This is a genomic window from Halomarina oriensis, assembly GCF_009791395.1.
Lineage (GTDB): Archaea > Halobacteriota > Halobacteria > Halobacteriales > Haloarculaceae > Halomarina > Halomarina oriensis.
Map to the genome: position 1 here is coordinate 54942 of NZ_WSZK01000001.1, position 24660 is coordinate 79601.

The window sequence follows — 24660 nt, forward strand, 5'->3', positions numbered from 1 at the left end:
ATGGCGATAGAGCTCTCCGGCGAATACACGGACGCCCGCGTGCTGGTCGACGACGAGTCACTCGTCGAGGAGAGCGCGCTCGAACAGATCCGGGAACTCCTCGACCACCCGGCGTTCACCGAACCCGTCCGCGTCATGCCCGACACGCACTGGGGGGCGGGCGCACCTATCGGGTTCACGATGCCGCTGCCCGACCGCGTCGTCCCCAACGTCGTCGGCGTGGACGTCGGCTGTGGGATGTGCGCGACGAACCTCGGCGACACGCTCCCGCTGGCGGACGCCGACCGCGAGCGTGCGGTCCGCGAGGTGGTCCCGATGGGTCGGAACACCCACGACCACGACGATTCCGTCCACCTCGTCGACGAGTTCCCGTTCGAGCGGGCCAACGAGACGTTCGAGGCGTTCGACGCCGCCTACAAGGAGCGGTTCGGCCGTCCCATCGACCCGCTGGAGTTCGACTTCGACGGCTACGACGCCGCGTCCTTCGAGTCGCTGTGCGCGCGCGTGCTCGCGGGACGGAACCCCGGCATGGGGCACGTCATCCGCTCGGCGGGGACGCTCGGCGGCGGCAACCACTTCGTCGAGTTCGCCCGCGGACGCGAGTCGGGGGACTACTGGCTCGTCGTCCACAGCGGGTCGCGCTACCTGGGGCTGGCGACCGCACAGTTCTGGCAGAAGCGTGCCAGCGAGCGCCGGAACACGCAGGCGATTCGGGACGCCGTCCCGAGCGAGTACCGCGAGTACCTGCGGTTCGACCCCGACACCGTCTCCGACGAGAACCTCTACGCGTGGGTCACCGGCGGGATGGGCGAGTCCCACATCGACAAGGAGCGCCTGCGCAGCGAGTTGGACGGGAAGGACATCGAGCACGCGTTCGACGCGCTGGGTGCGCTCGCGCCCGAGGGCGACGTCGACGGGCGGAACACCGACCTCGACTGGCTGGACGGACGCGAGGCCCACGGCTACTACGTCGACATGCTGTTCGCCCAGCAGTACGCCCGCTGGAACCGCGAGTTGATGAGCGACGCCGTCTGTGACGTGCTCGGTGTCGACCCCGTAGACCGGTTCCAGTCGACGCACAACTACATCGACTTCAGGGACCTGACGGTTCGGAAGGGGGCGACGCCCGCCCGCGAGGGCCAGCGTCTCGTCATCCCGTTCAACATGGCCGACGGGTCGGTCATCGCACGCGGGAAGGGCAACGCAGAGTGGAACCGGACGGCTCCGCACGGCGCGGGCCGGACGATGAGCCGTCGGCAGGCCCACCGCGACGGGTCGCTCGAAGCGTTCGCCGCCGCGATGGACGGGATTTACTCCGAATCCGTCGTCGAGTCGGTGCTGGACGAAGCGCCGATGGCGTACAAGCCCGCCGCCGCCATCACGGCGGCTATCGGTCCGACGGCGACCGTCGAAGAACACCTCGACGTGGTCCACAACCTGAAGGCGACGGAGTAGTCACCCTCCCGTCGGCTCCGGCCCCGTCGCTCACTCCTCGCTGTCTTCGACGTCGACCGACTCGATACCCACTCCCTCCGTCGTCTCGTGTCCCGGAGCGTCGTGGTCCAACTCGGGGTGTCGACCGTCGCCGTAGCCGACGATGGTCGGTGACTGCCACTCCCCGCCGTGGCGCTCCATCCTGATTCGCCAGCCCTCGACGGTCCCCGCCTCGTCCACCTCCTCGGCGTCGTGATAGCCCGTGACTGTGGCGCGCACGTCGTGGTCCGAGGCCGGGTTCCTGACGGACTCGGGGTCGTGGACCGACGTGACGGTGAACGTCGCGTCCGTGTGGGTCGTCCCGTCGTACTCGATGGACTCGTCGAACGTGACGCGCAGTCGGTCGCCCTCCGCGACGCCGAGCAGTGTCTCGTGGAGTTCGTGGTCGCCCTCGCGTTCGTCACTGGCGCGTCTCGACTCGTCCATGGCGACCGAACGTCTCCCGCCGGGGTAAGGACGGGCGTTGCACGAGCGGGGTGGGGTCGCTCGGTCCGGCTCCACTCCCGTGCTACCGTGACGACTCCGCCGTCGGCACCCGCATCGTCGCCGTCGCCGCTGGAACGGGCACCGACTTGCCGCCGCTCCCGCCGCCGCTGGCCGACGAACTGGACGTCGACGCGCTCGGGCCCTCGGTGCGACCACGGGGACGATGGCCGTCTCGTTCACCGTTCGGGGCCACCGAACCACGGTCCGTCACGGTCGCGTCTCCGGCGCGCTCGGCTCACTCTCACCCCCAGCGGTAGTTTCTTCACACTCGGTGGAGTCCCCTGGCACAGGCTCGCCGGTGCATCGTGCACGTCGACACGTCGAGCACACTGACTCATCACGGTCAGTCGTCGGGATTTCCGACGGACACTCGGACGCGTGGGAATGTCGACCGAACTCCACGGACGAAAGGGCTTCACGTAAAACCGTCCGCGAACGGAGCGCATGCGGTATGTCGCGTCCGAGTGTCGGCTGCGGTCGGTCGGTGCGCGTCGACGGGACGCGATACTGACTGGGCCGCTTTCTCGACGACGCTCCGTGAGGAGCGCGACGTTCGTCCCAGAAGTACCCTCTCGGAGAGAGGGTGGGCTTCACGTGGGGCGATGACCGCCCCGGCGAGTGTCGAGGATTGCGACGATATGAAGCTACCGCGTTCTCGTCGCCCTGTCCCCTGTTCACACACTCGACTGTCGACCACCGTCCTCGTCGTCGGCCACCGCCGTCGTCTCGACCCCTCGACCGCTTCGAGCGCGGTTCGTAGCCGCTGGCTCCCGCGAATCGTCCGCTGACGACGGCGCTCGCCACGTCGACCTGAGCGGGCGTCCGCCGACCGGCGACCCGCGTCCCCCCGCGTTCCCGCCTCGCCACCCTGTCACCGGCCGCACCCCACACGCCACGACGCATCTGCCGAACGACACGTGTAGGGTTCACAGACGAACGTCCCGTCGACGCGCCCGAGCGGTAGGCCCCTCGAAACGGCACCAAAAACCACCGCCTAGCCGCTACGTTTATCCACTCCTGCCAACACGTTCTCGAACTCAGAGGTGTCTCAGAAGCCCCGTAACGGCAGATAACGTCGTATTAAGCGCCTCTCCCCGCTGTTTAACCTCGTGATATTCTCGTGGCAGTGAAAGTTTGGAATTTAGGATAGACTTATATTCCCCCAGTCGTGTAGGTGTAACTGAAGCGAACCCGACGCTCAGGACGAAAGTGAAAGGAAGGGGTCGTGGGTCACACCACGACGCCCGTAATCGCCGCGCTTTCGCGCACTATCAGGCCATTCTGTGCCTCGCGCCATAAGCGTAGCGGCTGGACTCCTGTCACGCGGGTCGCTACAGGAACGAAACAATGATTCAGCAACTCAAGACACGGTTCGACGCGGACGACAGAGCGGTCAGTCCTGTCATTGGTGTGATACTTATGGTGGCCATCACGGTCATCCTCGCGGCAGTTATCGCCTCGCTGACACTCGGTCTGGGCGACTCCGCACAGACCGCACCGACGGCGAAGTTCGACTTCGAGCAGACTGGTACTCTGTCTGATGGCACTGCTGAGGTTACGGTATCTCACGCAAGCGGTGCGACAATCGCAAATGAACGCGTTGACGTTGTCTACGGCACCGATGACGAAAAATTCGGTGAAGAAGTTAGTGCAGGAACCTCCACGGTCGTGGACTCGGGTGAAATATCCAGCGGAAGTGCTGAGGAGATTAAGGTCGTCTGGACGAGCGAAGACGGCTCCACCAGTACCGTGCTCGCCACCTACCAGATTCAGTAAATGATTCAGCAACTCAAGACACGGTTCGACGCGGACGACAGGGCGGTCAGTCCTGTCATTGGTGTGATACTTATGGTGGCCATCACGGTCATCCTCGCGGCAGTTATCGCCTCGCTGACGCTCGGTCTGGGCGACTCCGCACAGACTGCACCAACGGCGAAGTTCGACTTCGAGCAGGAAACTGTCTCGTACGACGATGGTTCGAATAGTTACGATCTCAAGACTGTATCTATTTCGCATCAGTCCGGTGCATCTATCGATGAAGGTCGGCTCAAGCTCGTCGTCAACGGTGACACGGCATACGATATCGACAGTAGCGGCAACGTTGCAGGCCTCTTGACCAACAGCGGTCAGGATGCCACTGCTGGTTCGTCGTACGAAATCCAGCTTAGCTCGTCTTCGAGTATCAGCGGTGCAGTTAGCGTCACTACGGACGGGAGCGGCGATCCGAACGGTGTTGACAAAGGCACTCCACTCTCATCGGACGACACAATCAAGCTTGTCTGGACGTCCGAGGACGGAGGTACGTCTTCGACGCTCGCCACCTACACGGTCCAGTAAACCAACCGAATCTTCACGATTCGTCTCGCAGTTCCACCCACGCGGGCAACCCCCCCACGATGCTGCCCTACCGTGGCTGTCTTCTTTCGAGCGCTCGACCGGCGAGCGCTCGCTACGCCCTGCGCTCCCGGTCGGAGTGACACGACCGACAGAGCGTGACGAGGTTCTCCAGCCGGTTCGCTCGCCTCGCCGAGTCGAACGCCCGGCGCTTCGTGACGTGGTGGACGTGTAGGCCACCGGAGTCCACGCGTCGGTGTTCCTCGTCGCTCGTCCCACAGTCCTGGCAGGCGTAGCCGTCGCGCTGTAGTGCCTTCTCGCGCTGTTCGGGCCAGTTCGGGCCGTACTCGACTGGTCCCTGTGCTTCCTCGGGACTCCGATACGGCGTGAACCCGGCCGCTTCGAGCGCCGCGCTCCACGACCCGAAGCGCTGGACGAACGGTTCGTGAGAGTACTGGCCCACCTCGTTCACGTCGTCGCGGGTCGGCGCTCGCTCGACCACCGCCGCGACACGTTCGAGTTCGGGCAGCAGGTCCTCACGCGAGAGTCGTCCGGCGAGCAGTCCGTCCCGTCGGTCCAACCCCGCTGCTTCCCACGCCCCCGTCCACGACCCGAACGCGCGGATGTAGGGGTCCGACCAGAACTCCCCACGCTCGTCCATCTGCTCGCGCGTCGGCGCGTAGCCCAGTTCCTCGGCCAACTCCTGGAGTGCTGCTACCAGTCGCTCCTCGTCGTAGTCGTTCTCGTGGTTCGGGTCGTATCCGGCCGCACGAAGCGCGTCGTTCCACGAGTTCCACACCCGGTAGTACGGGCGGTGTGAGTACGCGCCGAACTCCTTCATCTCCTCCTGTGTCGGGGCGTGGCCGAGTTCGTCGCTCGCGTCGTGTAGCGCCATTGCGAGCGCTTCGGCGTCGATTCGCTGCGTCGTCTCGGTCCGTTCCTGCAACCCTGCGGCCGCCCGTGCGTCCGGCCACGAGCCGAATCGGCGGTGGTACGCCGACGCGGAGAACGCACCGTGCTCGTCCATGTCGGCCATCCGTGGGACGCGCTCTACCGCCTCGGCCACTCGACGCAACTCGTCGCACAGTTCTCGCTCGCTCACCTCGTTCCGGTGGTTCGGACCCATCCCCGCCGCGGCGAGTGCGTCGTTCCAACTCCCGAACTCGGTGTAGTACGGCTGTGAGGAGTAGCGCCCCTGTTCGTCCATCTGCGTCCGAGTGGGCGTTCCGTCGACCGCTTCCGAGAGGTCGCGCAGTGCGTCGAGGAGGTCGTCGCGGGAGATACCGCCCATCAGTGGCCCTCCTCCCGTGTCGATACCTCGTCGCTCGGGCCGAGGCCGGCCCGACTCCCGTTTCGTGACCGATGCGAAACCGTTTGGTCGCTGGCTACGGTGGTGAGCATTGCTTTGGGTTGGCCAACGCGCGGTCGGGTGTCCGACCCCCGGCCACTTCTCTTCGGCCCCGTGGCAGACCGCGCTCCGTACTCGTCCGTACGAGTGCTAGCACCTCGTTACTTGCTCGACGAGACGACGTGTTCGACCGGCCGGACCGGACCACTCTTCGTCCGTGTGTCACACGCGCTGGTCGTGACGACTGGGCGCACACTCCCGACCGAGAGCGACCGCGAGTATCTCGAGGGAGAACACGGCGACCAGCGCGAGTACGAGGCTCGGTCGCGGGTGAAGGCGCGAATCACGGGGCCGTTGGCCGAGGAGGTGGCGTATCTCGCGGCCGAACGTCCGGACCTGCTCGAAGAGGTTCGGGACGTCGTCCGTGCAGTGGGGTAGCGACGGTCCCCTGGGGCGTTGGTTGGCTGCCGGTCGGCTACCCTGTCGGATGCCCGGTGAGCGCACGCCCTGTCGTGCCCGACGATAGACGAGGGGACGCGTCGACGCTGAGTCGGTGACTGGGCGGTCGGTCAGGTCACGGTGGGCGTGCGGTCACGCTCGGTCACTGAGCCACTTCGCCAGTCCGATAGCCGTCGACGCGCCGACGGCCCCGACGACGACGCCACGCCGCCACGCACGGGCGGCGGCCCGGTTCCGAGCGTCGATGGCGCTCTCCGTGTCGACGAACCGACTCTGTGGCCCGCCGTCTTCGTCGAGGAGTTCGATCGTGACTTTCTCTGTCATGGTTAGGCGGTGGACGCTGTCCGTGTACGTCTACCGACTATACTGATATACGTGTCGTCGGCCGTCCGGCGCCGTTCACCGCGACCAGCAGGTACGAGAACGCGCCAGGCGAGTCCACGACGGCAGTCGTGGGTGTCGTCACGGGTGTGACGCTCGGGAACTCGTCGGTGGCGTGGGTCACGCCGATGGCTCCTCTCGCACCCGAACGACGGGTGTCGAGGTGCGCGGGGTGGTCGCTCCCCGGTTCAGTTGGCGATGAACCGTGCGATCCAGACGATCGGGAGCACCGGGATGGCCAGGCCGGTGACGACGAGTGCGATGGCGATGATTATCTTCTCGGTACGACTCGACTCGTGCCAGATCGAGTGCCACATGTCGTCGATGGACTGTGCCGTTCGCTGAATCAAGCCTGCCATGGTCGGTGACGAGGGCGTAGAGACAGGTAATCGCAGTGCCTGCACTGCCTGTCGTCTCTCGCCGACGGACAAACCAACTCTTTACGGGCCGACCGAGTCACGTATCGATGTATGAGCGAGCGGAGAGCGACTGACGGCGCAGATGGACATCGCTCCATCCGACGGCCCGTGACACCCCCGTGGCGGCATCCCCGCCGTGGGTGGCCGGCAGTCGATGCCCGACCGAGCGTCGTCGGTGGTGTCGCGGCCGGCCTCCCGACCCCGTCGTGAACCGAATCGCGGCGGCGTCCCGGTTCCTGCCCGGAATCTGCGTCCTCGTCGTGATGGGCGTGCTCGCCAGGGGTGTCACCGCGCTCGTTCCGCTCGGTAGCGAACTCATCGTCGCCGTCGTGCTCGGGATGGTCGTCGGGAACACCGTCGGCGTCCCGTCGTGGGCCGCCCCCGGCGTCGAGACGAACACACGCTGGCTGGAGGCGGGTATCGTCCTCATGGGGGCGTCGGTCGCAGTCGACCAGGTAATCGCGGCCGGGCCGACCGTCGTCGTCCTCATCGTCGCCGCCGTCACGACGACGGTCCTCACGGTGGAACTCGTCGCACGAGTCTTCGTTCGCATCCCGGAGAAGGTCGGGTCGTTGCTCGCCGCGGGGTCCGGCATCTGCGGGGTCTCGGCGGTCGCTGCCGTCGCGGCGGGCATCCGTCCGACCGACCAGCAGGTCGCGTACGCGGCCGCGACGATTCTGCTGTTCGACGCGGTGACGCTGCTCGTCTACCCCGCCGTCGGGGCCGCGCTCGGCCTCTCTGACGTCGTCTTCGGCGTCTGGGCGGGGACGACGATGTTCAGCACGGGCCCCGTCACCGCCGCGGGGTTCGCCTACTCGGGGGCCGCCGGCCAGTGGGCCGTGCTGGTGAAACTGGCGCGGAACGCGCTCATCGGGGTCGTCGCCGTCGGCTACGCGCTGTTCTACAGTCGGCGCGAGTCGGGCGACACCGCGACGCTGCCGGACGGTGTGACGGCACAGAGCCTTCGGTTCTTCTGGTCGAACTTCCCGACGTTCGTCGTCGGGTTCGTCGTCGTGACGGCGCTGTCGAGTGCCGGAGCGTTCTCGGCGGCGCAGTTGGCGGCGCTCGACGACGCCTCGAACTGGCTGTTCCTGTTCGCGTTCGTCGGACTCGGTCTGACCGTCGAACTCGCCGAACTCCGTGAGACGGGCTTTCGACCGGTCCTCGTGGTACTGCTCGGCCTGCTCACGGTCAGTAGCGTGATGCTCGCCGTCCTCTCGGTCGTCTTCTGACCGGTCGCCCGTCGGAACTCGCTGGCGACCGACTCCGCCGATTCCCCCTTCGTCGACCACATCCGGAGTGAAGTCCCGGACGAGGGGTCTCCGGACGACAGTTCCGGGCCGTGACCGGCCCGGCCGGCCCGGTCGCGCTGACGGGTTGCTCCGCGACGTCGTCACTGTCCGCACGCGTGCCGACTCGCCGCCGAGAACACCGCGGTTCTATCGGCCCGCCCGTGGACGGGTCGTCCTCGCTCAGACGTCCGTGTCCTCGCCGACGACCTCGTCGGTCTCGCTCTCGGTGAACGGGACGAACGCGCCCGCGCCGTCGACCGGCCGGGCCGCGGCGGGACCGAACTCGTAGCTCCCGGTCGCCTCCGCGCCCGAGGGCGCTTCGAGGAAGTAGGTCAGCGAGTCGCCGCTGGTCGCGCTGGCGTCGAACTCGACGTATCTCGCACCGTCGTCGGTGTAGACCGTCGCGCTATCGCCACCGACGAGGGTCCAGTCGAACGGAATCCGGTCGCGGACGGTCGCCTCTTTCGTCGCCTCGCTGACGCCGATGGTGACCTGGTTGGTCTGGCCGCCGGTGAAGACGCTCCCGTCGTCGCTGCGGCTGCCCGAGACCGAGAACAGCGGGTCGGTCACCTCGCCGTCGACGGCGAGTTCGGCGTCCTTGAACTTCGGCTTCCCGTTCGATAAGGCCATCTCGATGGCGTCGTCGGCGTCGGCGAACCCGGAACCGACGTTCCAGGTGTTGTGTCCTTCTCGGGCGTCGTGGGCCGTCGCCTCGACGATCTTGATGACGTCGATGGGGTCGGGGAACTCGCCTTCTTCCTGTCTGATGGCGTCGTAGACGAGCGCACAGATGCCGGTGAGGACGGGACCGGACATCGACGTCCCCGAGAGCCGACCGTAGTAGATTTCGGTACCCTGCTCCTCGGGTGCGCCCGCGAACGCGGTCGTATACGCCTGGTGGCCGTCGTCGGGCGCGAGCGTGCTCATCACCAGTTCCCCGGGCGTCCCGGCCGACGGACGGTAGATGCCGTACGGTCCCGAGGGCTGCTGGCCCTTCGGGAGCGCCTCGTACATCGTCAGCTCCGCCGAGTACGTCGCCACGAGGTTGACGAACGGTCGAACCTCGACGAAGTACGTCTCCCCGCCCGTGAGACCGCCGCTCAGCTCTTCGGGGTTCTGCAGGGTCGCCCCGCTGGCGACGACCGGACCGTCTTTCGTCCCTTCGTGGACGTAGATATCGAGGTCCTCGCCGGGGGGCGTCCACGAGACGGTGAGGTCGAACGTCCCCGCGTCCTTCGGCGCGGTGAACTGCTCGTAAGCGCTCTCGCCCACCCCGGCGTCGCTCGACCCCGGTCCGACCGTCCCCGAGAACGACTGCTCGGCGACGACCGGTTGGTCGCCCCGGTCCGTGTCGAAGAAGTCGCTGAGGTTCCGGAACGCCTCACGGCGGTCGTAGTGTGCGCCCTCGCCGCCGCCCGAGTAACTCGGTTTCCGCCCCCGCGAGGAGAAGTCGGTGACGTTCATGTCGTCGTCCGTGGCGGCACTCGCCAGGACGTGTGGCCCCTTCGCGTAGTTGCCGAGCGTCTGCGTGCCCGGTCCGGAGTTGCCCGCCGAGAAGATCGGGAGGATTCCCTCCTCGACGGCGTACCACGTCGCCGTCTCCAGCGCACCGTTGGGATTGTAGTCGTCCCCGCCGCCCGCACCGTAGGAGTTGTTGACGACCTGCACGTCGTGTTTCCCCGCACGCTGGCGGTCGAGCAGGTCGTCGTACGCGCCGACGATGTTCAGCAGCGCGGCCGCGGCGTCCGTCGAATACACCGTCAGGTCGGCGTCCGGGGCCATCCCTCGGTACGTACCGTCTGACTCGGTGCCGTCGCCCGCGACGGTCCCCGAGACGTGGGTTCCGTGGCCGAGGCTCGCGGTGTCTACCGGCCCGGCGTCGACCCACATCGTCTCCTCGTCGAGCGGGTCGACGAACCGGAAGTTGTGCTGCAGGTTGCCCTTCAGGTCCGGGTGGTCGCCGTCGACGCCGGAGTCGATGACGACCGCGTGGACCGTCTCTCCCGTGTAGTGCCGTTTCTCCTGGACGGTCTTGACGCCCGTCACCTCGCGGGCGTCGTCGTTGTGGAACTCGACTTCGTGGTTCGCCTCGACGTAGCGCACGTCCGACCACGAGGCCACCTCCTCGACCTGTGTTCCCGTCAACAGCGTGTAACCCACGGGCAGCACGCTGAACGTGAAGTACCCCTCCGCGAGGTCGAGATGCCGGAGGTGGTCGACGTCGGCGTTCGAGTCGAACACCACGAGTACCTCCTGGAGCGTGTCGGTCGCGGTGTCGAGTGCGTCGTCGACGGTCGGCAGGTCGGTGCTCGTCGCTCCCGCCGTCCCGGCGAACGGGAGGACGGTCGCCGCGCCGAGCGCGCCCGCTCCCTTGAGTACGGTGCGTCGGTCGATGGTTCGTCCGTCGGTGTGTCGTGTGTCGTCGTCTGTCATTGGTCGGTGATGGATGTGGCCGGTGAAGTGTGGGTGTGGAAAACAAGGGTCGACGGGGGTCTGCGCCCGTCGACCGTTCGATTAGACGTTCGTGTTCTGTCCTTCGACGACGTTCGTGTCGCTGGTGCCCGCGACGCCGACCCAGCCGCTGCCGGGGTCGACCTCGGCGGGACCGAACGTGTACGCCCCGGAGAACGTGAGGCCGTCCGGTGCCTCCACGAAGTAGCTGTAGGTCGTGTCGGTATCGGCCTTCGCCTTCTTCCGGAAGTAGACGTACTGGACGCCGTCGGCCTCCTCGACGCGCTTGACGTCGTCGGACTGCTCGGCGAGGACGGTCCACTCCGAGGGGACGACGTCACGCGTGCGGCACTTCTCCGAGGGGTCGACGGTGATGTCGACCTGGTTGGTCTGCCCGCCGGTGAAGACGCTCCCGTCGTCCTCGCGTGTCCCGTCGACGAAGAAGCCGTCCTCGACGCTCGTCGTGAGGTCGAGTCGCGCCTGGACGTCCGTCCCGTTGACCGCGCCGGGGACGTTGACGAGTTTGGCGACGACGTAGAGCGTCTTCGTCTCGCTCTCACGACCGAGCGACACCTCGACGGTCGCGTTGCCGTCGAGACCCTGGGCGCGACCGAGGATGTTCGGTTCCCCGAACTGCGCCGGGGTCTCGGCGTCGTAGACGAACAGGTCGACGTGCGGGTTCTCGACGGCCTGTCCCTTCTCGCCGCCCGAATAGCCCGCAAAGGACACCTCGGCGGTGACCGTGCCGGGGCCGGCCTGGACGTAGCCCGCGACCGCACGCTCGTCCTCTGGCAGGTTCAGCCCGACCGTCTCCTCCGACGTCCCGGAGAGTTCGCGGGTCGTCGCGTCGACGGCGGCCGACGGATTGACGCGGCCGAAGCCCTCGTAGGGGTCACGGCCGCCGAAGTCGTACGTCGGCGCTTTCACGCGGTGGTACGGCGCGGCCGTGAACACCGTCTCGCTGGCCGTCGCCAGGATGGCCTGCTTCAGCCGGTAGACGTCTTCGAGACCGGCGTCGGCGGGTGCGGGCAGTGAGAGGCTCGACGGCGCGTCCTCCTCCATCGCCTGGGCGACGAGGCCGGCGACGCCCGTCGTGAACGGCGCGGCCATGGAGGTGCCTGCCTTCCGGGTGTACTCGCGGATGGGTGGCTGCTCGCTCTCGGGGGTGTCGGGCTGACCGGTCAGCGCCGCGATGATGGAGTCGGTGACGTAGCCCCCCGGCGCGGTGACGTCGGGTTTCATGTACGCGTCGTCGGGTTCCGGCGAGCGGAAGTCGGCGTCCTCGTCGAGACCACCGATACCCCCCGAGGAGTACGCCGAGATACCGTCGAGCGGGCCCGTCGCTACCACCGAGAGACACTCGTCGGCGATACCCGGTGCACCGTTCCCGTTCGCGGGCGTCGCGGCGTTGCCGGCCGCCGCACACGTCAGAACCCCTGCCTGTGCGATCTCCTTGATGCTCGCGGGGATGTCGCCGAGCGTCCCGCCGGCCGCACCGAGCGGGAGGCCGCCGACGTAGCCCCACGACATGTTGACCGCACGCATGTTGAATATCCGGGCGAACTCCTCGGCGTTCGCGCCGAGATCGTTCGTCGGAGTGCTCAGTCCCTGCAGACACACGAGACTGTGGTCGGGAGCGACGCCCGTGTGGAGTCCGGAGGCTTCGCCCGTCCGGTCGGCCGCGGTCGAGTCCGGGTCGAGGAACGCACCGACGGCGATGCGCTCCAGGAACGCCGCCGAGAGCGCGGTGTTGCCCGCGGCCTGCGCGTAGACGGTGTAGGTGCCGGTCTGCTCGGCGGGAGCCTCGACGACGACGTTGTCGGTCGTGCTGGCGTCGCTGTCGATGGCGGTGCTGTCGAGGGTCTCGCCGTCCGGCCCCTCGATGCGGAGTTCGATGGCCTCGCCGTACGCCGAGGCGAACACACCCGTCCCGGCCTCGGCCTCGACCTCGTAGCCGAGGACGTTCCCGACGACCGCGGCGAGCGCGGTCCGTGGCCGTTCTTGCTGGACGGTCGACTCGTCGACGGCGCTCGCACGACCGCTCCCGCCCATGATGGACGTACAGTGTGTGCCGTGGCCGTTGGGGTCGCGCGGCCGGTCGTAGTCGCCGTAGCGCGTGCCGGGGTCGTACCAGCCGACGGTCTTGGGGGTGTCGGCGGTCGGCGTCCCCTCGACGTCTGCGAACACCTCGCTCTCGTCGGCCGCCGTCCCCTCGTCGGGTCGGCGAAGCGTCACCTCGCCGTTCTCGACGAGCGCTTGGATACCGTTCCACGGGCCGAGGTCGGGGTGGCGCGCTTCGAGTCCCGAGTCCGTCAGCGCGATGGTCCGGTCGGTCCGCCCACGGTAGCCCCGGTCCCACACCTTCTGTGCTTCCTGGGCGCGGAAGTTCAGGAAGTCGTCGTCGAGCGCCGTCGTAGCGGCCCCCCGTCCGCTCGCTCCCGCCCCTAACACTCCAGCGCCCGCGAGGAGTCCGGTGGTTCGAACGAACGTTCGCCGTGTCAGTTCCGTCTGCGAGGAGTCCTCGTCCCTCCGAGTCATCATCTTTCCTGCAGGATGGAGCCGTATTCAGCTCGTCCCCTCAACACTCAGGTGTGGTACGTCTGTTCGTACCACGAGTCTACCGCACCCGATCAGAACCGACGACCAGCGGGGGTCCCCGAGAGATACGCCGCGACGAGCTTTCGCTCGGCGATGCGCAGGTGCTCGTGGAACGTCGCTGGTGCGATGTCGAGTTCGGCGGCCACGTCCGTCCCCGTGCTCACCCGAGGGGTCTCGAAGAATCCGAGGTGGTAGGCGGTCGCCAGGACGCTCCGCTGTCGGTCGGTCAGGGACTCCGCAGGGTCCGGCCCCTCGACGTCAGAGCGGGCGCGCTCGCGCCGGGCGAGCAGTTCGACGGAGGGGGCGTGCTCGTCGAGGGTGTCGAGCACCTGTCGGACGTCGACGTCGCGGGGGAACGTTGCGACGAGGCGTGCGCCGTCCTCGCCGACGTCGATACGACGGACGGTCCCCCCGAAGTCCGCGATGAGGGCGCTGACGCCGACCTCGTCGGTGACGCGGATGACGACACCCCCCTCGTCGCGCTTGACGACCGAGAACGTCGCCCCGCGGTCCCGGACCGTCGTGAGGACGTCCTCGACGTCCCCTTCGAGTCGGTAGAACTGGGCGGGACCGTCCTCGGTCACGACCGCCCCGCGGAAGGCGACGGTCGACGCGGCGGTCTCGAGGCCGGCGGCCGGGGCCGCCTCCCCGAGGGTGAACTCCAGTTCGACGAGCGTGTCGGCGAGCAGTGCCCGCCGACGCTCGGTCGCCCCGATGGCGTACGCGACAGTCTCGCCGAGTTCCGCGAGCACCGCCCGCTCGGTCTCGCCGAACGCCTCCTCCCGGTCGGCGTAGACACAGAGAACCCCGTAGGTCGCCTCGCGGTGGGCCAGCGGGACTGCGGCCGCGGAGGCGAAGCCGTACTCCCGTGCCGTCTTGCCCCACGACCCGAGCGGTTCGTCCGTGACGTGCTGTGCGACCCGCATCTCCCCGCTGCGAGCGACCGTCGTCGCCGTCACGTCGTCGGGCGCGAACTCGACGGCCTCGCGGTCCTCCAGGTAGCCGGCCCCCTCGCCCGCCCACGCCGTCGGGACGACACGGTCCTCGGTCGTCTCGTAGCGGCCGACCCACGCGAAGCGATACGTGTCCTCCGCGACGAGTCGCTCGACGACCGCCTCCTCGACGGCCTCGCGGGTGTCGGCGCGTACGAGGTCACCGTTGACGTTCCGGATGACCTCGTTGATGCGATTGAGCGTACCGAGCCACTCCGCCTGCTGTTCGAGTGCTCGCTCGCGGTGCTGCTGGTCGGTGATGTCACGACCGACGCCACAGATGCCGACGACCTCCCCCGCGTCGTCGGTGAGTGCCGCACCGGTGAACTCGTACGGGATGCGCTCGCCATCGTTCGTCAGGAAGTGCGCCCGCTTCGTCGCCCGGCCCTCCTCGGTGGCGTCCGCGATGGCAGCCGCGATGGCGCCGGCTTCGTCTTCGGGGACGAACTCGAGCGGGCTCATCCCCCGAACCGCTGCGTGGTCGTAGCCGGTCACTTCGACGAACCGCTCGTTCCACGAGAGGAACTGCAGGTCCGTATCGAAGACGAAGAACACGTCGGTCAGTTCGTCGATGGCCTTCCGGAGAAGCGCGTTCGACAGCGGGGGGCGGGCGTCCGTCCCCGCTCCGTCGAACGCCCCGTCGTCGCCCGACTGGCCCGGTCGCTCGGCGCGGACGGCCCGCACCGCGGCCGTGATGTTCGCGGCGTCGATGTCCCGGTCCCCGACGAGGTGGACCGTTCGGTCGACGCCGTGGTCGAGGAGGGTGGACGCTTCGGCGGGGTCCTCGTAGACGCCGACAGTCGGCTCTGTGCGGTCCCCCAGCCGTCTCGGCGTGACGAGCGTACAGTCGGCCGCGTCGTCCCCGCGGACGACGCGAACGTTCCGGTCCGCGAGTACGCCAGCGAGGTCGTCCCCCACGACTCCGTGAGGGACTCGAAGGGCGGCAGTGTGGGTCACGTTCACACAGTACCGCCGGTTACAGTCATGCTTTCCGTTCCGACGAGGACGGGACGCTCAGACCTCACCTCCGAGCGGACTCCGTATCGGTGGCGTCGGACGCTCGCGTGCGGTGAGACGGCCTGGCCGACCTCACCACGGACGAACGGAGACCCGTTCACGCCGGCGCAGGTCGGTGTTGGGCAATCCACGTCTACTGTCCTTCGCTGTCGACCGGTCGGCCGTGCAGGCGAGTGAGGACGTTCGTCGGTCGGCCTCCGGGTCGTCGCTACTCCGTTGCGACCGGCAGGAGCGTCAGTCGCGCGCCCAGTCGGTCGACGGTCTCGTCCTCGACAGTCGCCGGGTACGCGAGCACCGGAACGGTCCCGGCGTCGGCCGCCGCGAGCGCCCGACCGGCGGCCGCCGGGGCCGCCTCGGCCGTCGAGGCGAGAGCGACCACCATCGGAACCGGCCCCGCGACCCGGAACGCCACGTCCGACGCCGGACTCACGGTTCCAACACCGTAGGCGTCGACGAGTCGGCGTTCTACCGCCGCGCGAAGCGACGCGTCGCCGTCGCTCCCGTCGTCTCCAGCAGGGTCGTCGCCGCCCCCGCTCCCAGCACCGTCGTCGCCCCCACCGACCGGGGTGAGTTCGCCGTGTTCGGCCTCGACGGCGTCCATCGGCGCGGCGATGGTGGCGCGGTCGCTCCCGGCGAACAGGAGGTGTGTCGCGCGAAAGCCGCCGTCGACGACACCGATGAGACTGCCGCTGTCGCCCCCCGCGCTCATCGGGCCGAACAGGTCGACGCCGGTGAACAGCGTCGGTTCGTCGTGGTAGCCGTTGACGCGGATGCGAACGTCTCGGCCCCGGAGGTCGCCGGTCGTGACGCCCGTCGTCCGGCCGCTCTTCGTGTACGTCGCGTCCGTCCCGGCGTCGGTGAACCCGGCGAACGGCCCGACCCCGAGTACCGTGTCGCGTACGTCACCTGGGTCGACCTCGACCAGAGCGCTGTCGGTCGTGTTCGGTTCGTCGGAGCTGATCTCCGAGAACGCCGCGAGCGTACCGAGAGCGTCGTCCTCCCTGCCACCGTCGGCCGGTCCGGGCTGGAGGATGTCGTCACCCGTCTCGGCGACGCCGACGGGTGCGGCGACGTGGGCGTTCGTCAACACGACCGTCCGTCCGTCCTCGGTCTCCAGCGCAGGGCTGCCGAGCGTCCCGGCCGTGATCTCGGGATGGCCGAGCGAGACACCCGCCGGTGCGGGTCTGAACCGCCCCTTCCGGTCGGGGGCGGCCGGTCGACTCGCCGTCGCCTGGGTGCGCACGTCCCCGACCTCCTGCACGTCGGTCCTGACCCGCTGGCCGTCGATCTCTATCTCGGCGGGGATGCGGTCGGTCTCGGCCAGGTGGCTCTCGGGGAGCTTCCGCGAGACCAACACGACGATGACCTCTTCGCCGGTCGCCTGTCCGCGAACGCGCTTGGGACCCCGACACGTCCCAACGACGTTCGCCCGCGATTCGAGGTCGTCACGGATCTCTTCGGGGATGTCCATGCGTCTCGTTCGCACTGTCGTCTGTTAACGTTTAGTCCGGTCCAGACTTTTAGCTGAACGACACCAGACCGCACGCATGGACGACCGTCCGGACGACGACCCGCCGCTCGAACTCGCCCGCGAAGAGGCCCGCCTGACGCTCGACGCCCAGCTATCGACGCTGGACGACATCGACGCCAAGGCGCTGTCGGTGTTCCGGTTGAACGTGGCGCTCGCAACACTGCTGGTGTCGGCGTCGACGCTCGCCGCGACGAGCGACGTCACGACCGTGGCCACACTGGTCTCGCCGGTCGTCGTCGGCAGCGTCGGACTGTTCGCGCTCTCGGCGGCGACGGCTGGACTCACCTACACCGCCGCCGGCCGGTACGTCGGCGTCGGTCCGGCGACGCTCGACGCGGCCACGGACCGGTCGCGGACGGCGTTCCTGTCGTCGCTCGTCGGAGGCTACGCCGACTGGATACGCGCCAACGAGCGAACGAACGACCGCAAGGCGCTGCTCGTCACGCTGTCGGTGGTCGGAACGGTGGCCGGCACGCTCGCGCTCGGCGTCGGCGTCGTCGCCGCTGCGACCGGGGCGCTCGTCGTCCCAGGACTGAGTGCGCTCGTGGTGCTGGCAGTTCTGACGGCACTGAGCGGGCTACCTGACCAGGTCGGTCGGCTTCGTGACGACGACGATGGACTCGGAACCGTCGCTCCCGAATCACTCGACGGGCCGGCATCCGGCCAGCGAACGTTCACCGGACGCGACCGTGAGACGTGAACTGTCGGGCGGAGCGTATCTGGCCGACTCTCGGCGAATCCGACGTCACTCGGGAGAACTCGGGTGGAGTCCCCACGTGTCGCCTCTCGTGTGCGCGAGAGGGCCGTATCACGTCGAGTGCGTGTGAGGGTGGTCTGGACTCCCGATACTCACCACTCCTCCTTTCGCACTGACTCGGAGTGACGCGGGCGTTAGACGCGTGCCGCGAGTATATCGCGTCGAGAGACGTCCGGCAAAGAAGATATCACTCCTGTGGGAACGAAGGGTGGCTATGGATCTCGACCAGTTTCGATACTATACCACGTGGCATCACCACGTGAATCAGCGTTCTTACGACGCTCCGCCCTCCCCATGGAAACTTCTCTCTGTGAGTCCATCTGCAGTGAAATGGTACCATCCGAATATCCGGCTCAGCTGGGGCCTCAGCCGAGTGGAAGGCGGCGAGTGGGACGACACAAGCAACTGCTCACGTATTCGAGAGTCCGTCACCTATCGAGGGCTCAGAGAGCGTTTCGAAGAGGGGTACGCGTGGGAGGACACAGCGCTCTTCCGATACGTCGTCGAGCAGTTCGATGACCGTGGCGCAGTCCGTGGGTACGAATCCCCTGCGGAGTATCTAAAGATTCGCTGTACATATCTCGACGACCTCTTCGACTCGATTCGTGAGGATGGCTATCGACCCAATGCGGCCGCCTCTCACGAGAAAGCGACCGAGGATAACGCATTCGAGGACGCATATGCGAACCATCTGGATCCACTTGTCGCTATCTCTCGAACTGGCGATGTGTACTGGGCAGAGGGGTACCATCGGTTCGCTATTGCCTCGGTTCTCGGGGTGGAGACGATACCTGTGTTAGCCTTGTGCCGCCATCAAGCGTGGCAACAGGCACGTGACGACCTCTGTACTGAATTGTCCTTCTCTCGCCCCTCTGGGTTGGAGGAGCATTCTAACCATCCCGACATGCAGGATATCGGTCAGTGAGGCTCGTAGGTCGATGGCAACCGGCGTGCGTTACAGACACTCGTCGCTCCTACCGTTGGTTGTTGGACCCACGCTCTGTATCTATCATCCCCGGCAAGCGACGAAGTGGATACTCTCGTACGTCGAGTCGAACGTTGCCTCGTCGACTGCCACGGTCCATTCCTGACGGTTCTGCCGTTGCTACCGAGAACACCCGACTGGCGATTGATTGCCTCTCCGACGTGTTTCGCCCATCTACGAAGGCAACAGAACGACGGCCTGCAACCATACGACGAATCAGCCCTAATTGCCCCTCACTACTCGCGTGAGGGACGAGATGAGAATTCGGCCGTCAGAAGGCCGGTGGCTACTGAATCAATCGGCTCAGAAGCGCGCACGTTCTGGATGGGCCCTGCCGGCCCCCGACTCCAAGCTTCCCGCTCGGCGGGTGGGTCCGTGCAGGCTCATCGGTCACCCGCGAGGTAGTGGCGGCGCTGTTCGGCCTTCTGGCGCTCGTTGCGCCGGTCGTAGTGCTTGTCGAGGATTTCCTCCGAGGCGTTGAGACGGTCGCTGACGATGGGCCGTGGGACGTCGTCGAGTCGGTAGGCGGTCACCCGTCCGCTCCGGACGTCGTGGGGTGACCGTGACGACGGACACGAACTCGCGCTCGCGTAGTAGGTCGCGTCGCACTCGTCGAGGTCGCGGTCGTGCGGGCACGCCTCGCCGCGCCAGCATGGGCGGGTCACGCAGTAGAGCGTGTCTCTCAACGTCGACGTCACCGGTCGGCCGCTGCTCGTCGTGACGAGTGGGGCGCGGCCATGCTTGTCGAGGACGTCCTCGCGAGGGCCGTCGATGTAGTCCCGGAGGACGTCGGCCACGTGGGGCGAGATACCGTTCCACCGCTCGCTTTTCTCCTTGTTCTTCAGGGGCGTCCCCGTCGACGGTCGATGGACGAAGTGGACGGCTGGCTCGCTGCCCTCCAGGTCGCAGTCGTCGACGTCCAGCGCTCGGAGTGCTCCGGCCCGACACCCAGTGTGCCAGAGGAGCAGCAAGGTGACGTGTCGGCGTGAGGCCCACTCGTACCGTTCGAGGTAGTCGAGGATGGCGTCGGCCCGCCCGACTTCGAGCGTCGAGTCGGAGACGTCCTCACCTGCCGAGACGGTCGGCAGTGGGACCTGTTCGAACAACTCTGACGGGACGGCGTCGACGCTCCCACAGAATCGGAGGAACGCACGAAGGGTCGAGAGGTTCCCGCGCAGCGTGACGGGTGCGATTTCGGTGCCATCGTAGCCACCTTCGCGACGCCAGACACGGAACGCGTAGAGGTCGCGACCGCCGAGGTCGTTGAGGTTCGTGTGGTCGTGTTCCTCACACCACGCGACGAACGTCCGAAGGCGGTACTTCTGGCCCTTCAGTGTCTCGCTGGTGAGTTCGTCGCGACGGGCGTCGAGATAGAGGTCGACGCCGTCGGCAGGCGCGAGCGGTTCGAGGTCACTCATCCAGCATCGCCTCCCGAGCGTCGTTGACGCGCTGGAACGCATCGGGGTCGCCGCCACGGTCGGGGTGGACGTCCTTGGCGAGTTCCCGATACGCGCGCCGGACCTCGCGGTCGGTGGCGTCGGCGTCGACGCCGAGCACTTGGTGTGGTGGGGCCGCACCCGCGACGACGTCGTCGGCGCTCGGGAGTCGCGCCGTCGCGAACTCCGACTCCGCCGTGGCGACGCCGTACCGTTCCAGCGCGCGCTTCGCGTCGAGATAGAGTGCCGTCGCCTGCGCGTTGTCACGGATGTTGTTCCAGGCGTCACAGGCGGCTGCGAACTGCTCACCGTCGACGGTCCACCGAGCGACGACGCCAGGGTCGTCGGGTTTGTTCGGCGCACCTGCGTAGGGGATGTGCGGTTCATCGCTCCGGTGGTCGGTGCCGGAGTCGACGCGCCACTCGTCGACGTCCATCCGCTGGAGTTGCGTCACGATGTTCTCGAAGGCGGTGTGCATGTCGACGCGGAAGCCGTGGGGGTAGGCTCGGCGCTCGTCGACGGGCGTTCGCTCGAAACCGGGCGGCCAGTCGAGACTCATCAGTCGTAGCCTCGCTGGTCCATGTCGCGCTTTCCGAGAGCGATACGTGCGTCCATGACCGTCTCCCAGCCTATCTGGCAGTCGTCGTCACAGAACCGCTCGCTGGGGTCGTCGGTCGGCGCGTCGAGGCGGTCGTTACAGAAGCGACACTGGTCGGCAGCGACGTCGCGCGTCGCCCACGCTTCCATCAGCGACCCGAGCACCTGGTCGAGTTTCTGCTGGTTCATCGGAAGTCCCTCCCGAACCCGCCCAGTCCCGTCTCGTCGGCCTTCTCCTGGCGGGTGAAATCGTGGTCGTCCAGCGCCGTCTGGAGCGCCCTGTATGACCGACTCCCGCTGCGTGGTTCCTCGACGCCGATGTTCGCAAGACCGACGTGTTCGACCGTGGCGATGAGTTCGCACAGCGCGGCGTTCTGATAGCGCAGCTGCGCCTCGATGCCTTCGAGCGCGTCGACGCGGCGCTCCTCCAGGTCGCGCCCGCCGTCGGTCGCGACGTTCCGTGGTTCGTAGGTGACGAACGAGTGGCCGCACACCGACTTGCGAGTCGCGGTGCCGTTCAGACGGTCGGTCGCGAGGTCAAGCGACGGTTGGTCGTCGCTTTCGACGTGCATCCCGCAGGTCTCGCAGCGGGCGACGTACTTGGTGGGTGATACTGGCGTCTCGTCGGTGGTGTCTCGGGTCATGGTGAGTCCTCGTCGAGAATGGTGAGCAGGTTCCGGGCGACGGCACAGCCACAGGGACCGACGCGGTGGTCGGTCGGGCCGCGCGTCGTGAGGAACGCAATCGGGGTCGAGCAGCGCGGGCAGCGCGGCTCTGTGGTCTGGGACCGGTCCTCGAACAGTCGTACGCCGGAAGACCTAATTTCCGGCTTCTCGTTGGTCCGCATGGGTTACGCGCCCACTCGCGGCCCGGACTATGCCTCCGGGTCGCTTTTCCGAACGACCCTGACCGCGTAGCGGAGCGGCCGTGCCGCGAGTGGGTTGCTCGGCTAGAACTTTTGAACTAAGATATATCTTTGGTTGCAGGAGAGCGACCGCCAAATAAGACATATCCCATTTCCGACGGGTGGATTGCTCTCGTGAAGTATAGTGTGCCTAATGCGCTATTCCGGACGCTGGATGTCGATAGTCGACGACCGCGTTCTGGAGTACATCCGCGAAAACGGGTCTGGTTCGCCAACGAAGATGAAAACAGAAGCGCGAATCCGGTATACTCCAGAGTACGTCGCAGAGCGGTGTCGAAAACTTGCGAGTAGAGGTCTCCTCCAGCATCTCGGAAATGGCGTCTACGTCATCACTGAGGATGGAGAGCGGTATCTCGACGGTGAACTCGACACGGGAGAGACGGAGGACGATGAGGGGGGCGGTGAGCGACGAGCGTCAGCGTGACGCCGGGAGATTTATTGCTAGTCTATCCAACACGACGACGTGAGCGTCGAGCGACCAGCCGACGGCGGGCAGGTGTGTAGTCAGAGGACCACCGAGAGTTCGGGCAGAGTTCATGCAGGGGCGAGCGTACGGATCGTCGAGGCGGTCGCTCGGCGCGAGTCCTGCGACCCGCTCGACCTGCCCCCGCTCTACGACGTGATCGACCCGGACGCACTGAACCAGTTCTGTGCGACCGCGACCGGGTCCATCACGTTCCAGTGGGCGGGGTGCCGGGTGCGCGTCGACGTCGACGACCGACTCCTGGTGAGCGTCGAGTAGCGGCCGAAACACCGACAAGGACCGAGCAACAGGCTCCCGGTGGCGGGCCTGCCCATTGACAGCAGTTCGGCCCCTTCCCGCCGGGCCGATTTCCCCCGAAACGGCCCGCTTTCTTGCCGTTGTTAGTCTACTTTGGTTGCATAGAAGACAGGTTTATTTGTCTAGCATTTTGAGAATGTTTTGGCACACATGGCACGCGACGAACCGGGGGCTGACACCCCTGAGACCGACGATGAGCCGTCCCGACTCCAGTACGACCTGCTGGTTGCGGCGGCGGAGCTCGACCGACTGAACCAGTCGCTGACCGCTCGGGCCGTCTGGGACCGGGCACGGCGCTACGGCGTTCGCATCTCGCACGCGGCGCTGTACAACAACCTCTCGGCGCTCGTCGAGACGGGGCTGCTATCGAAGCGGACGAACCCGGCGGACGCACGCTCCTCGCTCTACGAACCGACTGAGACGGGCATCGAGACGCTTCGGAACCGGTCGACACGACTCTCTTCGGCACTTTCGGGGGCATTGGCATGAGCTACGTCCCGACGCCCGAGGAGTTCGAGGACGAGAAGTTCTACACCGGGGACCTCGGTGCTGAAACGAGCATCGAGGAGTGGTACGCCTACCAGCAGGCATCGGCAGCGGCCCAACAGACCCGTCACCTCCGACGGCAGGCCGACGCGGCTGAACAGAACGCGCGGCTGAACTCGCTCGCGACGGCGGTCATGGTGGGCGGGGCGGCCTACGCGGCGCTCCGGGCACTCTGATGCTCGCCCGCGTGAACGAGCTTCCGCTTCGGATGGGGCTGTATCCACAGTCCGACGCCGACGTGCGAGCGCTCGAACGACTCCGCGAGACGCTGGACCACCCGAGCGAGTGGACCACCGACGCCGACCGACTCGGCGTGCCCGCCGACGTCGTCGACGACATCCCCGGACTGGTGGTGCCGCTGCGATTCGACTGGACGGGGTTCGTCGACGGGGTGGCGTCGTGAGCACCACCGAGTCCGGGCTGTGGATACCGGGGTGTTTTCTCATGGGTATCGCCGTTGGTGTCGGACCCTTCAGCGTCCTCGACGGCTTCATCGTGCTCGGTATCGCTTGTTTCGTCCTGAGTTCTGCCGAGTTCGTCGGGTTGGTTGCGAACAGACTCGGTGGTGAGGGACCGTGAGCAAGACCCACGAGTTCGCGACGAAAGAGGCGGCCGACGCGGCCCGCGAGACCTTTTCAGACGTGGTCTGTCCCGTCGACGACGACCGGCGACTGAAGACCGTCGCGTTCGTCGAGGACGTCGGCGGGCGGACGTGGGCGGAAATCATCGACGAGGCGGCCGACGGCCACGCCGAGCGAGACCGCCAGACGGGTCAGGAACCACTCACGAGGGGCGAGCGGGACCGCTTCGACTTCTCGAACCCCGGTCTCAACGTCCCGAAACTGCGCTCTATCAAGGGAATAGCGGCTGCCGAGGGCGTCGACGACTGGACGTCGTTCATCGACCGACGACTCACCGTCGACGAACACCGCGAGGTGATGGCTCGCGCCGCTCGCGACGAATCGGGTGGCGCGGACCGTCGCGAGGAGACGGCCGTCGAGAAGCAAGCACGGGCAGCGCACACCGCCCGAGGGTCCGAGTGCGACCACGCCCGGGGCCACTGTGAGAACGGCAATGCGTCAGCCTGTGAGTTCCTTCAGGAGACGTGCGACGTTGAACAGTCGACGGTGGCGGGGTTCATCGTCGACGGTGGGGGCGCGGTCCCGTTTGAGGACCTCCCTGGGGAGGTGAAGGGCGCACTGTCGAGAAGTTGGACAGGCTACAAGACGGCCGTCCGGCGACTAAACCGGTTGCTGGCCGATGTCGACGACGAGTTGGCGAACGCCGAGCAGTCCGCGTCGGCCATCGTCGCCATCGAGGAGTCGGTGAGCGACGTCGAGACCTCCGAGTTCCGAGCACTGGCGGGTCACCACGGGCAACTCGCTGACCTCGCGGCCGACCACACTGGGAGACTCCACGGCCAGCCCGGCGCGGCGCTCGCTCGTCGAGAACCGACCCGACCGTCGGGGGACGTGGCGACCGACCAGGAGGTGCGCGAGCACGTCCGAGCGGTCGACCCACCGGAGGAGGCGAGCGACGCGGCGGTGGCGACCGCCGTCGACGGCGTCGACGCCGGCCACGAGTGGACTGACACACGCGAGGACCCGGAGACGGCGGGCACGCTGTTCGAGCACGCCGAGAACGACCCAGAACGAGCGACCGGTCCGAGTGAGGACCACCGTCGGGCACAGAACAGCGGATACCTCCGGAGCGGCACGCGCGGCCGGGCTGAGGGTGTGAGTAGCCGGGACGCGCTGGGACAGTTCACCGCCACGGGCGGTGAGCGAACGTTAGCGAATTTTGAGACTGATGAGTGAGCACATCAACTGCG

At 67.1% G+C, this 24660-nt stretch carries 26 protein-coding genes; 14 read left to right on the plus strand and 12 right to left on the minus strand.

The genetic code is table 11. From position 1 onward, the window contains the following. Entirely contained in the window at positions 1–1455 is a 1455-nt protein-coding gene (locus GQS65_RS00265; RefSeq protein ID WP_158202670.1) for an RtcB family protein, read from the plus strand. Between the two features lie 30 nt (positions 1456–1485). Here the strand turns inward: GQS65_RS00265 and GQS65_RS00270 are convergent, their stop codons facing one another. Further along, on the minus strand, positions 1486–1920 hold the full coding sequence (locus tag GQS65_RS00270) for a hypothetical protein (RefSeq protein ID WP_158202671.1): 435 nt from the start codon (positions 1918–1920) through the stop codon (positions 1486–1488). A 1407-nt stretch (positions 1921–3327) separates the two neighbouring features. Here GQS65_RS00270 and GQS65_RS00275 point away from each other — a divergent pair. After that, a complete protein-coding gene (locus GQS65_RS00275) occupies positions 3328–3756 on the plus strand; it encodes a type IV pilin (RefSeq protein WP_158202672.1) in 429 nt (142 codons plus the stop codon). Then, positions 3757–4317 (plus strand): type IV pilin, encoded by a 561-nt coding sequence (locus GQS65_RS00280; protein WP_158202673.1) that lies wholly within the window; start codon positions 3757–3759, stop codon positions 4315–4317. It abuts the gene before it with no gap. Positions 4318–4429: 112 nt separating this feature from the next. Here the strand turns inward: GQS65_RS00280 and GQS65_RS00285 are convergent, their stop codons facing one another. Beyond that, on the minus strand, positions 4430–5605 hold the full coding sequence (locus tag GQS65_RS00285) for a homing endonuclease associated repeat-containing protein (RefSeq protein ID WP_158202674.1): 1176 nt from the start codon (positions 5603–5605) through the stop codon (positions 4430–4432). A 294-nt stretch (positions 5606–5899) separates the two neighbouring features. On the opposite strand from GQS65_RS00285, the gene GQS65_RS00290 reads away from it, so the two are divergent. Beyond that, positions 5900–6100 (plus strand): hypothetical protein, encoded by a 201-nt coding sequence (locus tag GQS65_RS00290; RefSeq protein ID WP_233264955.1) that lies wholly within the window; start codon positions 5900–5902, stop codon positions 6098–6100. A 153-nt stretch (positions 6101–6253) separates the two neighbouring features. Here the strand turns inward: GQS65_RS00290 and GQS65_RS00295 are convergent, their stop codons facing one another. Next, the gene (locus GQS65_RS00295) at positions 6254–6445 is read right to left on the minus strand and encodes a hypothetical protein (protein ID WP_158202675.1); all 192 of its coding nucleotides are present in this window, start codon (positions 6443–6445) and stop codon (positions 6254–6256) included. Between the two features lie 245 nt (positions 6446–6690). Continuing rightward, positions 6691–6861 carry a hypothetical protein gene (locus tag GQS65_RS21275; protein ID WP_199268366.1) on the minus strand — a complete coding sequence of 57 codons (171 nt, stop codon included), beginning with the start codon at positions 6859–6861 and terminating at the stop codon, positions 6691–6693. A gap of 266 nt (positions 6862–7127) precedes the next feature. Between GQS65_RS21275 and GQS65_RS00300 the strand changes: the two genes are divergently transcribed. Beyond that, positions 7128–8153: a putative sulfate exporter family transporter gene (locus GQS65_RS00300; protein ID WP_368279737.1), complete on the plus strand. Its 1026-nt coding sequence runs from the start codon at positions 7128–7130 to the stop codon at positions 8151–8153. Between the two features lie 240 nt (positions 8154–8393). Here GQS65_RS00300 and GQS65_RS00305 read toward each other — a convergent pair whose 3' ends face one another. From GQS65_RS00305 to GQS65_RS00320, 4 genes are all read right to left on the minus strand, one after another. After that, a complete protein-coding gene (locus tag GQS65_RS00305; RefSeq protein ID WP_158202676.1) occupies positions 8394–10646 on the minus strand; it encodes a S8 family serine peptidase in 2253 nt (750 codons plus the stop codon). An 81-nt stretch (positions 10647–10727) separates the two neighbouring features. Next, on the minus strand, positions 10728–13205 hold the full coding sequence (locus GQS65_RS00310; RefSeq protein ID WP_158202677.1) for a S8 family serine peptidase: 2478 nt from the start codon (positions 13203–13205) through the stop codon (positions 10728–10730). 89 nt (positions 13206–13294) lie between these two features. Beyond that, on the minus strand, positions 13295–15172 hold the full coding sequence (locus GQS65_RS00315) for a bacterio-opsin activator domain-containing protein (RefSeq protein WP_158202678.1): 1878 nt from the start codon (positions 15170–15172) through the stop codon (positions 13295–13297). A 307-nt stretch (positions 15173–15479) separates the two neighbouring features. Further along, complete coding sequence (locus GQS65_RS00320) at positions 15480–16742, minus strand: hypothetical protein (RefSeq protein WP_158202679.1); 1263 nt, start codon at positions 16740–16742, stop codon at positions 15480–15482. A gap of 76 nt (positions 16743–16818) precedes the next feature. On the opposite strand from GQS65_RS00320, the gene GQS65_RS00325 reads away from it, so the two are divergent. Next, on the plus strand, positions 16819–17502 hold the full coding sequence (locus tag GQS65_RS00325; RefSeq protein WP_158202680.1) for a hypothetical protein: 684 nt from the start codon (positions 16819–16821) through the stop codon (positions 17500–17502). A 430-nt stretch (positions 17503–17932) separates the two neighbouring features. After that, positions 17933–18484: a hypothetical protein gene (locus GQS65_RS21280; RefSeq protein ID WP_199268367.1), complete on the plus strand. Its 552-nt coding sequence runs from the start codon at positions 17933–17935 to the stop codon at positions 18482–18484. 443 nt (positions 18485–18927) lie between these two features. On the opposite strand, the gene GQS65_RS00335 is transcribed toward GQS65_RS21280, so the two are convergent. From GQS65_RS00335 to GQS65_RS00350, 4 genes are read right to left on the minus strand one after another with little or no spacing between them, the layout of a single operon-like run. Continuing rightward, entirely contained in the window at positions 18928–19962 is a 1035-nt protein-coding gene (locus GQS65_RS00335; RefSeq protein ID WP_158202681.1) for a tyrosine-type recombinase/integrase, read from the minus strand. Continuing rightward, positions 19955–20539 (minus strand): J domain-containing protein, encoded by a 585-nt coding sequence (locus tag GQS65_RS00340; protein WP_158202682.1) that lies wholly within the window; start codon positions 20537–20539, stop codon positions 19955–19957. Before GQS65_RS00340 ends, GQS65_RS00335 begins: the two co-directional genes overlap by 8 nt. After that, positions 20539–20766, minus strand: a complete 228-nt coding sequence (locus GQS65_RS00345) for a hypothetical protein (RefSeq protein WP_158202683.1) — start codon at positions 20764–20766, stop codon at positions 20539–20541. Before GQS65_RS00345 ends, GQS65_RS00340 begins: the two co-directional genes overlap by 1 nt. Beyond that, positions 20763–21221 carry a hypothetical protein gene (locus GQS65_RS00350; protein ID WP_158202684.1) on the minus strand — a complete coding sequence of 153 codons (459 nt, stop codon included), beginning with the start codon at positions 21219–21221 and terminating at the stop codon, positions 20763–20765. The genes GQS65_RS00345 and GQS65_RS00350 overlap by 4 nt, the downstream gene beginning before the upstream one ends. 414 nt (positions 21222–21635) lie before the next feature. Here GQS65_RS00350 and GQS65_RS00355 point away from each other — a divergent pair, with 414 nt between their 5' ends. The 7 genes from GQS65_RS00355 (at position 21636) to GQS65_RS00385 (ending at position 24646) form a co-directional block, all read left to right on the plus strand. Further along, entirely contained in the window at positions 21636–21926 is a 291-nt protein-coding gene (locus GQS65_RS00355) for a MarR family transcriptional regulator (protein WP_158202685.1), read from the plus strand. A 39-nt stretch (positions 21927–21965) separates the two neighbouring features. Continuing rightward, positions 21966–22244, plus strand: a complete 279-nt coding sequence (locus GQS65_RS21505; RefSeq protein WP_199268369.1) for a HalOD1 output domain-containing protein — start codon at positions 21966–21968, stop codon at positions 22242–22244. A gap of 189 nt (positions 22245–22433) precedes the next feature. Beyond that, positions 22434–22772, plus strand: a complete 339-nt coding sequence (locus GQS65_RS00365) for a helix-turn-helix transcriptional regulator (RefSeq protein ID WP_158202686.1) — start codon at positions 22434–22436, stop codon at positions 22770–22772. Then, positions 22769–23005, plus strand: a complete 237-nt coding sequence (locus GQS65_RS00370) for a hypothetical protein (protein WP_158202687.1) — start codon at positions 22769–22771, stop codon at positions 23003–23005. Before GQS65_RS00365 ends, GQS65_RS00370 begins: the two co-directional genes overlap by 4 nt. Next, positions 23005–23232, plus strand: a complete 228-nt coding sequence (locus GQS65_RS00375) for a hypothetical protein (protein ID WP_158202688.1) — start codon at positions 23005–23007, stop codon at positions 23230–23232. The genes GQS65_RS00370 and GQS65_RS00375 overlap by 1 nt, the downstream gene beginning before the upstream one ends. Further along, on the plus strand, positions 23229–23408 hold the full coding sequence (locus GQS65_RS00380; protein ID WP_158202689.1) for a hypothetical protein: 180 nt from the start codon (positions 23229–23231) through the stop codon (positions 23406–23408). The genes GQS65_RS00375 and GQS65_RS00380 overlap by 4 nt, the downstream gene beginning before the upstream one ends. Next, complete coding sequence (locus GQS65_RS00385) at positions 23405–24646, plus strand: hypothetical protein (protein ID WP_158202690.1); 1242 nt, start codon at positions 23405–23407, stop codon at positions 24644–24646. The genes GQS65_RS00380 and GQS65_RS00385 overlap by 4 nt, the downstream gene beginning before the upstream one ends. Positions 24647–24660: the final 14 nt, after the last annotated feature.

What these genes read in the sequence shown, in the direction of transcription:
- GQS65_RS00265 (WP_158202670.1), top strand. Translation starts at nt 1, where the DNA reads ATGGCGATAGAGCTCTCCGGCGAATACACGGACGCCCGCGTGCTGGTC.
- GQS65_RS00270 (WP_158202671.1), bottom strand. Translation starts at nt 1,920, where the DNA reads ATGGACGAGTCGAGACGCGCCAGTGACGAACGCGAGGGCGACCACGAA.
- GQS65_RS00275 (WP_158202672.1), top strand. Translation starts at nt 3,328, where the DNA reads ATGATTCAGCAACTCAAGACACGGTTCGACGCGGACGACAGAGCGGTC.
- GQS65_RS00280 (WP_158202673.1), top strand. Translation starts at nt 3,757, where the DNA reads ATGATTCAGCAACTCAAGACACGGTTCGACGCGGACGACAGGGCGGTC.
- GQS65_RS00285 (WP_158202674.1), bottom strand. Translation starts at nt 5,605, where the DNA reads ATGGGCGGTATCTCCCGCGACGACCTCCTCGACGCACTGCGCGACCTC.
- GQS65_RS00295 (WP_158202675.1), bottom strand. Translation starts at nt 6,445, where the DNA reads ATGACAGAGAAAGTCACGATCGAACTCCTCGACGAAGACGGCGGGCCA.
- GQS65_RS21275 (WP_199268366.1), bottom strand. Translation starts at nt 6,861, where the DNA reads ATGGCAGGCTTGATTCAGCGAACGGCACAGTCCATCGACGACATGTGG.
- GQS65_RS00305 (WP_158202676.1), bottom strand. Translation starts at nt 10,646, where the DNA reads ATGACAGACGACGACACACGACACACCGACGGACGAACCATCGACCGA.
- GQS65_RS00310 (WP_158202677.1), bottom strand. Translation starts at nt 13,205, where the DNA reads ATGATGACTCGGAGGGACGAGGACTCCTCGCAGACGGAACTGACACGG.
- GQS65_RS00320 (WP_158202679.1), bottom strand. Translation starts at nt 16,742, where the DNA reads ATGGACATCCCCGAAGAGATCCGTGACGACCTCGAATCGCGGGCGAAC.
- GQS65_RS00325 (WP_158202680.1), top strand. Translation starts at nt 16,819, where the DNA reads ATGGACGACCGTCCGGACGACGACCCGCCGCTCGAACTCGCCCGCGAA.
- GQS65_RS00335 (WP_158202681.1), bottom strand. Translation starts at nt 19,962, where the DNA reads ATGAGTGACCTCGAACCGCTCGCGCCTGCCGACGGCGTCGACCTCTAT.
- GQS65_RS00340 (WP_158202682.1), bottom strand. Translation starts at nt 20,539, where the DNA reads ATGAGTCTCGACTGGCCGCCCGGTTTCGAGCGAACGCCCGTCGACGAG.
- GQS65_RS00345 (WP_158202683.1), bottom strand. Translation starts at nt 20,766, where the DNA reads ATGAACCAGCAGAAACTCGACCAGGTGCTCGGGTCGCTGATGGAAGCG.
- GQS65_RS00350 (WP_158202684.1), bottom strand. Translation starts at nt 21,221, where the DNA reads ATGACCCGAGACACCACCGACGAGACGCCAGTATCACCCACCAAGTAC.
- GQS65_RS00355 (WP_158202685.1), top strand. Translation starts at nt 21,636, where the DNA reads ATGCGCTATTCCGGACGCTGGATGTCGATAGTCGACGACCGCGTTCTG.
- GQS65_RS00365 (WP_158202686.1), top strand. Translation starts at nt 22,434, where the DNA reads ATGGCACGCGACGAACCGGGGGCTGACACCCCTGAGACCGACGATGAG.
- GQS65_RS00370 (WP_158202687.1), top strand. Translation starts at nt 22,769, where the DNA reads ATGAGCTACGTCCCGACGCCCGAGGAGTTCGAGGACGAGAAGTTCTAC.
- GQS65_RS00375 (WP_158202688.1), top strand. Translation starts at nt 23,005, where the DNA reads ATGCTCGCCCGCGTGAACGAGCTTCCGCTTCGGATGGGGCTGTATCCA.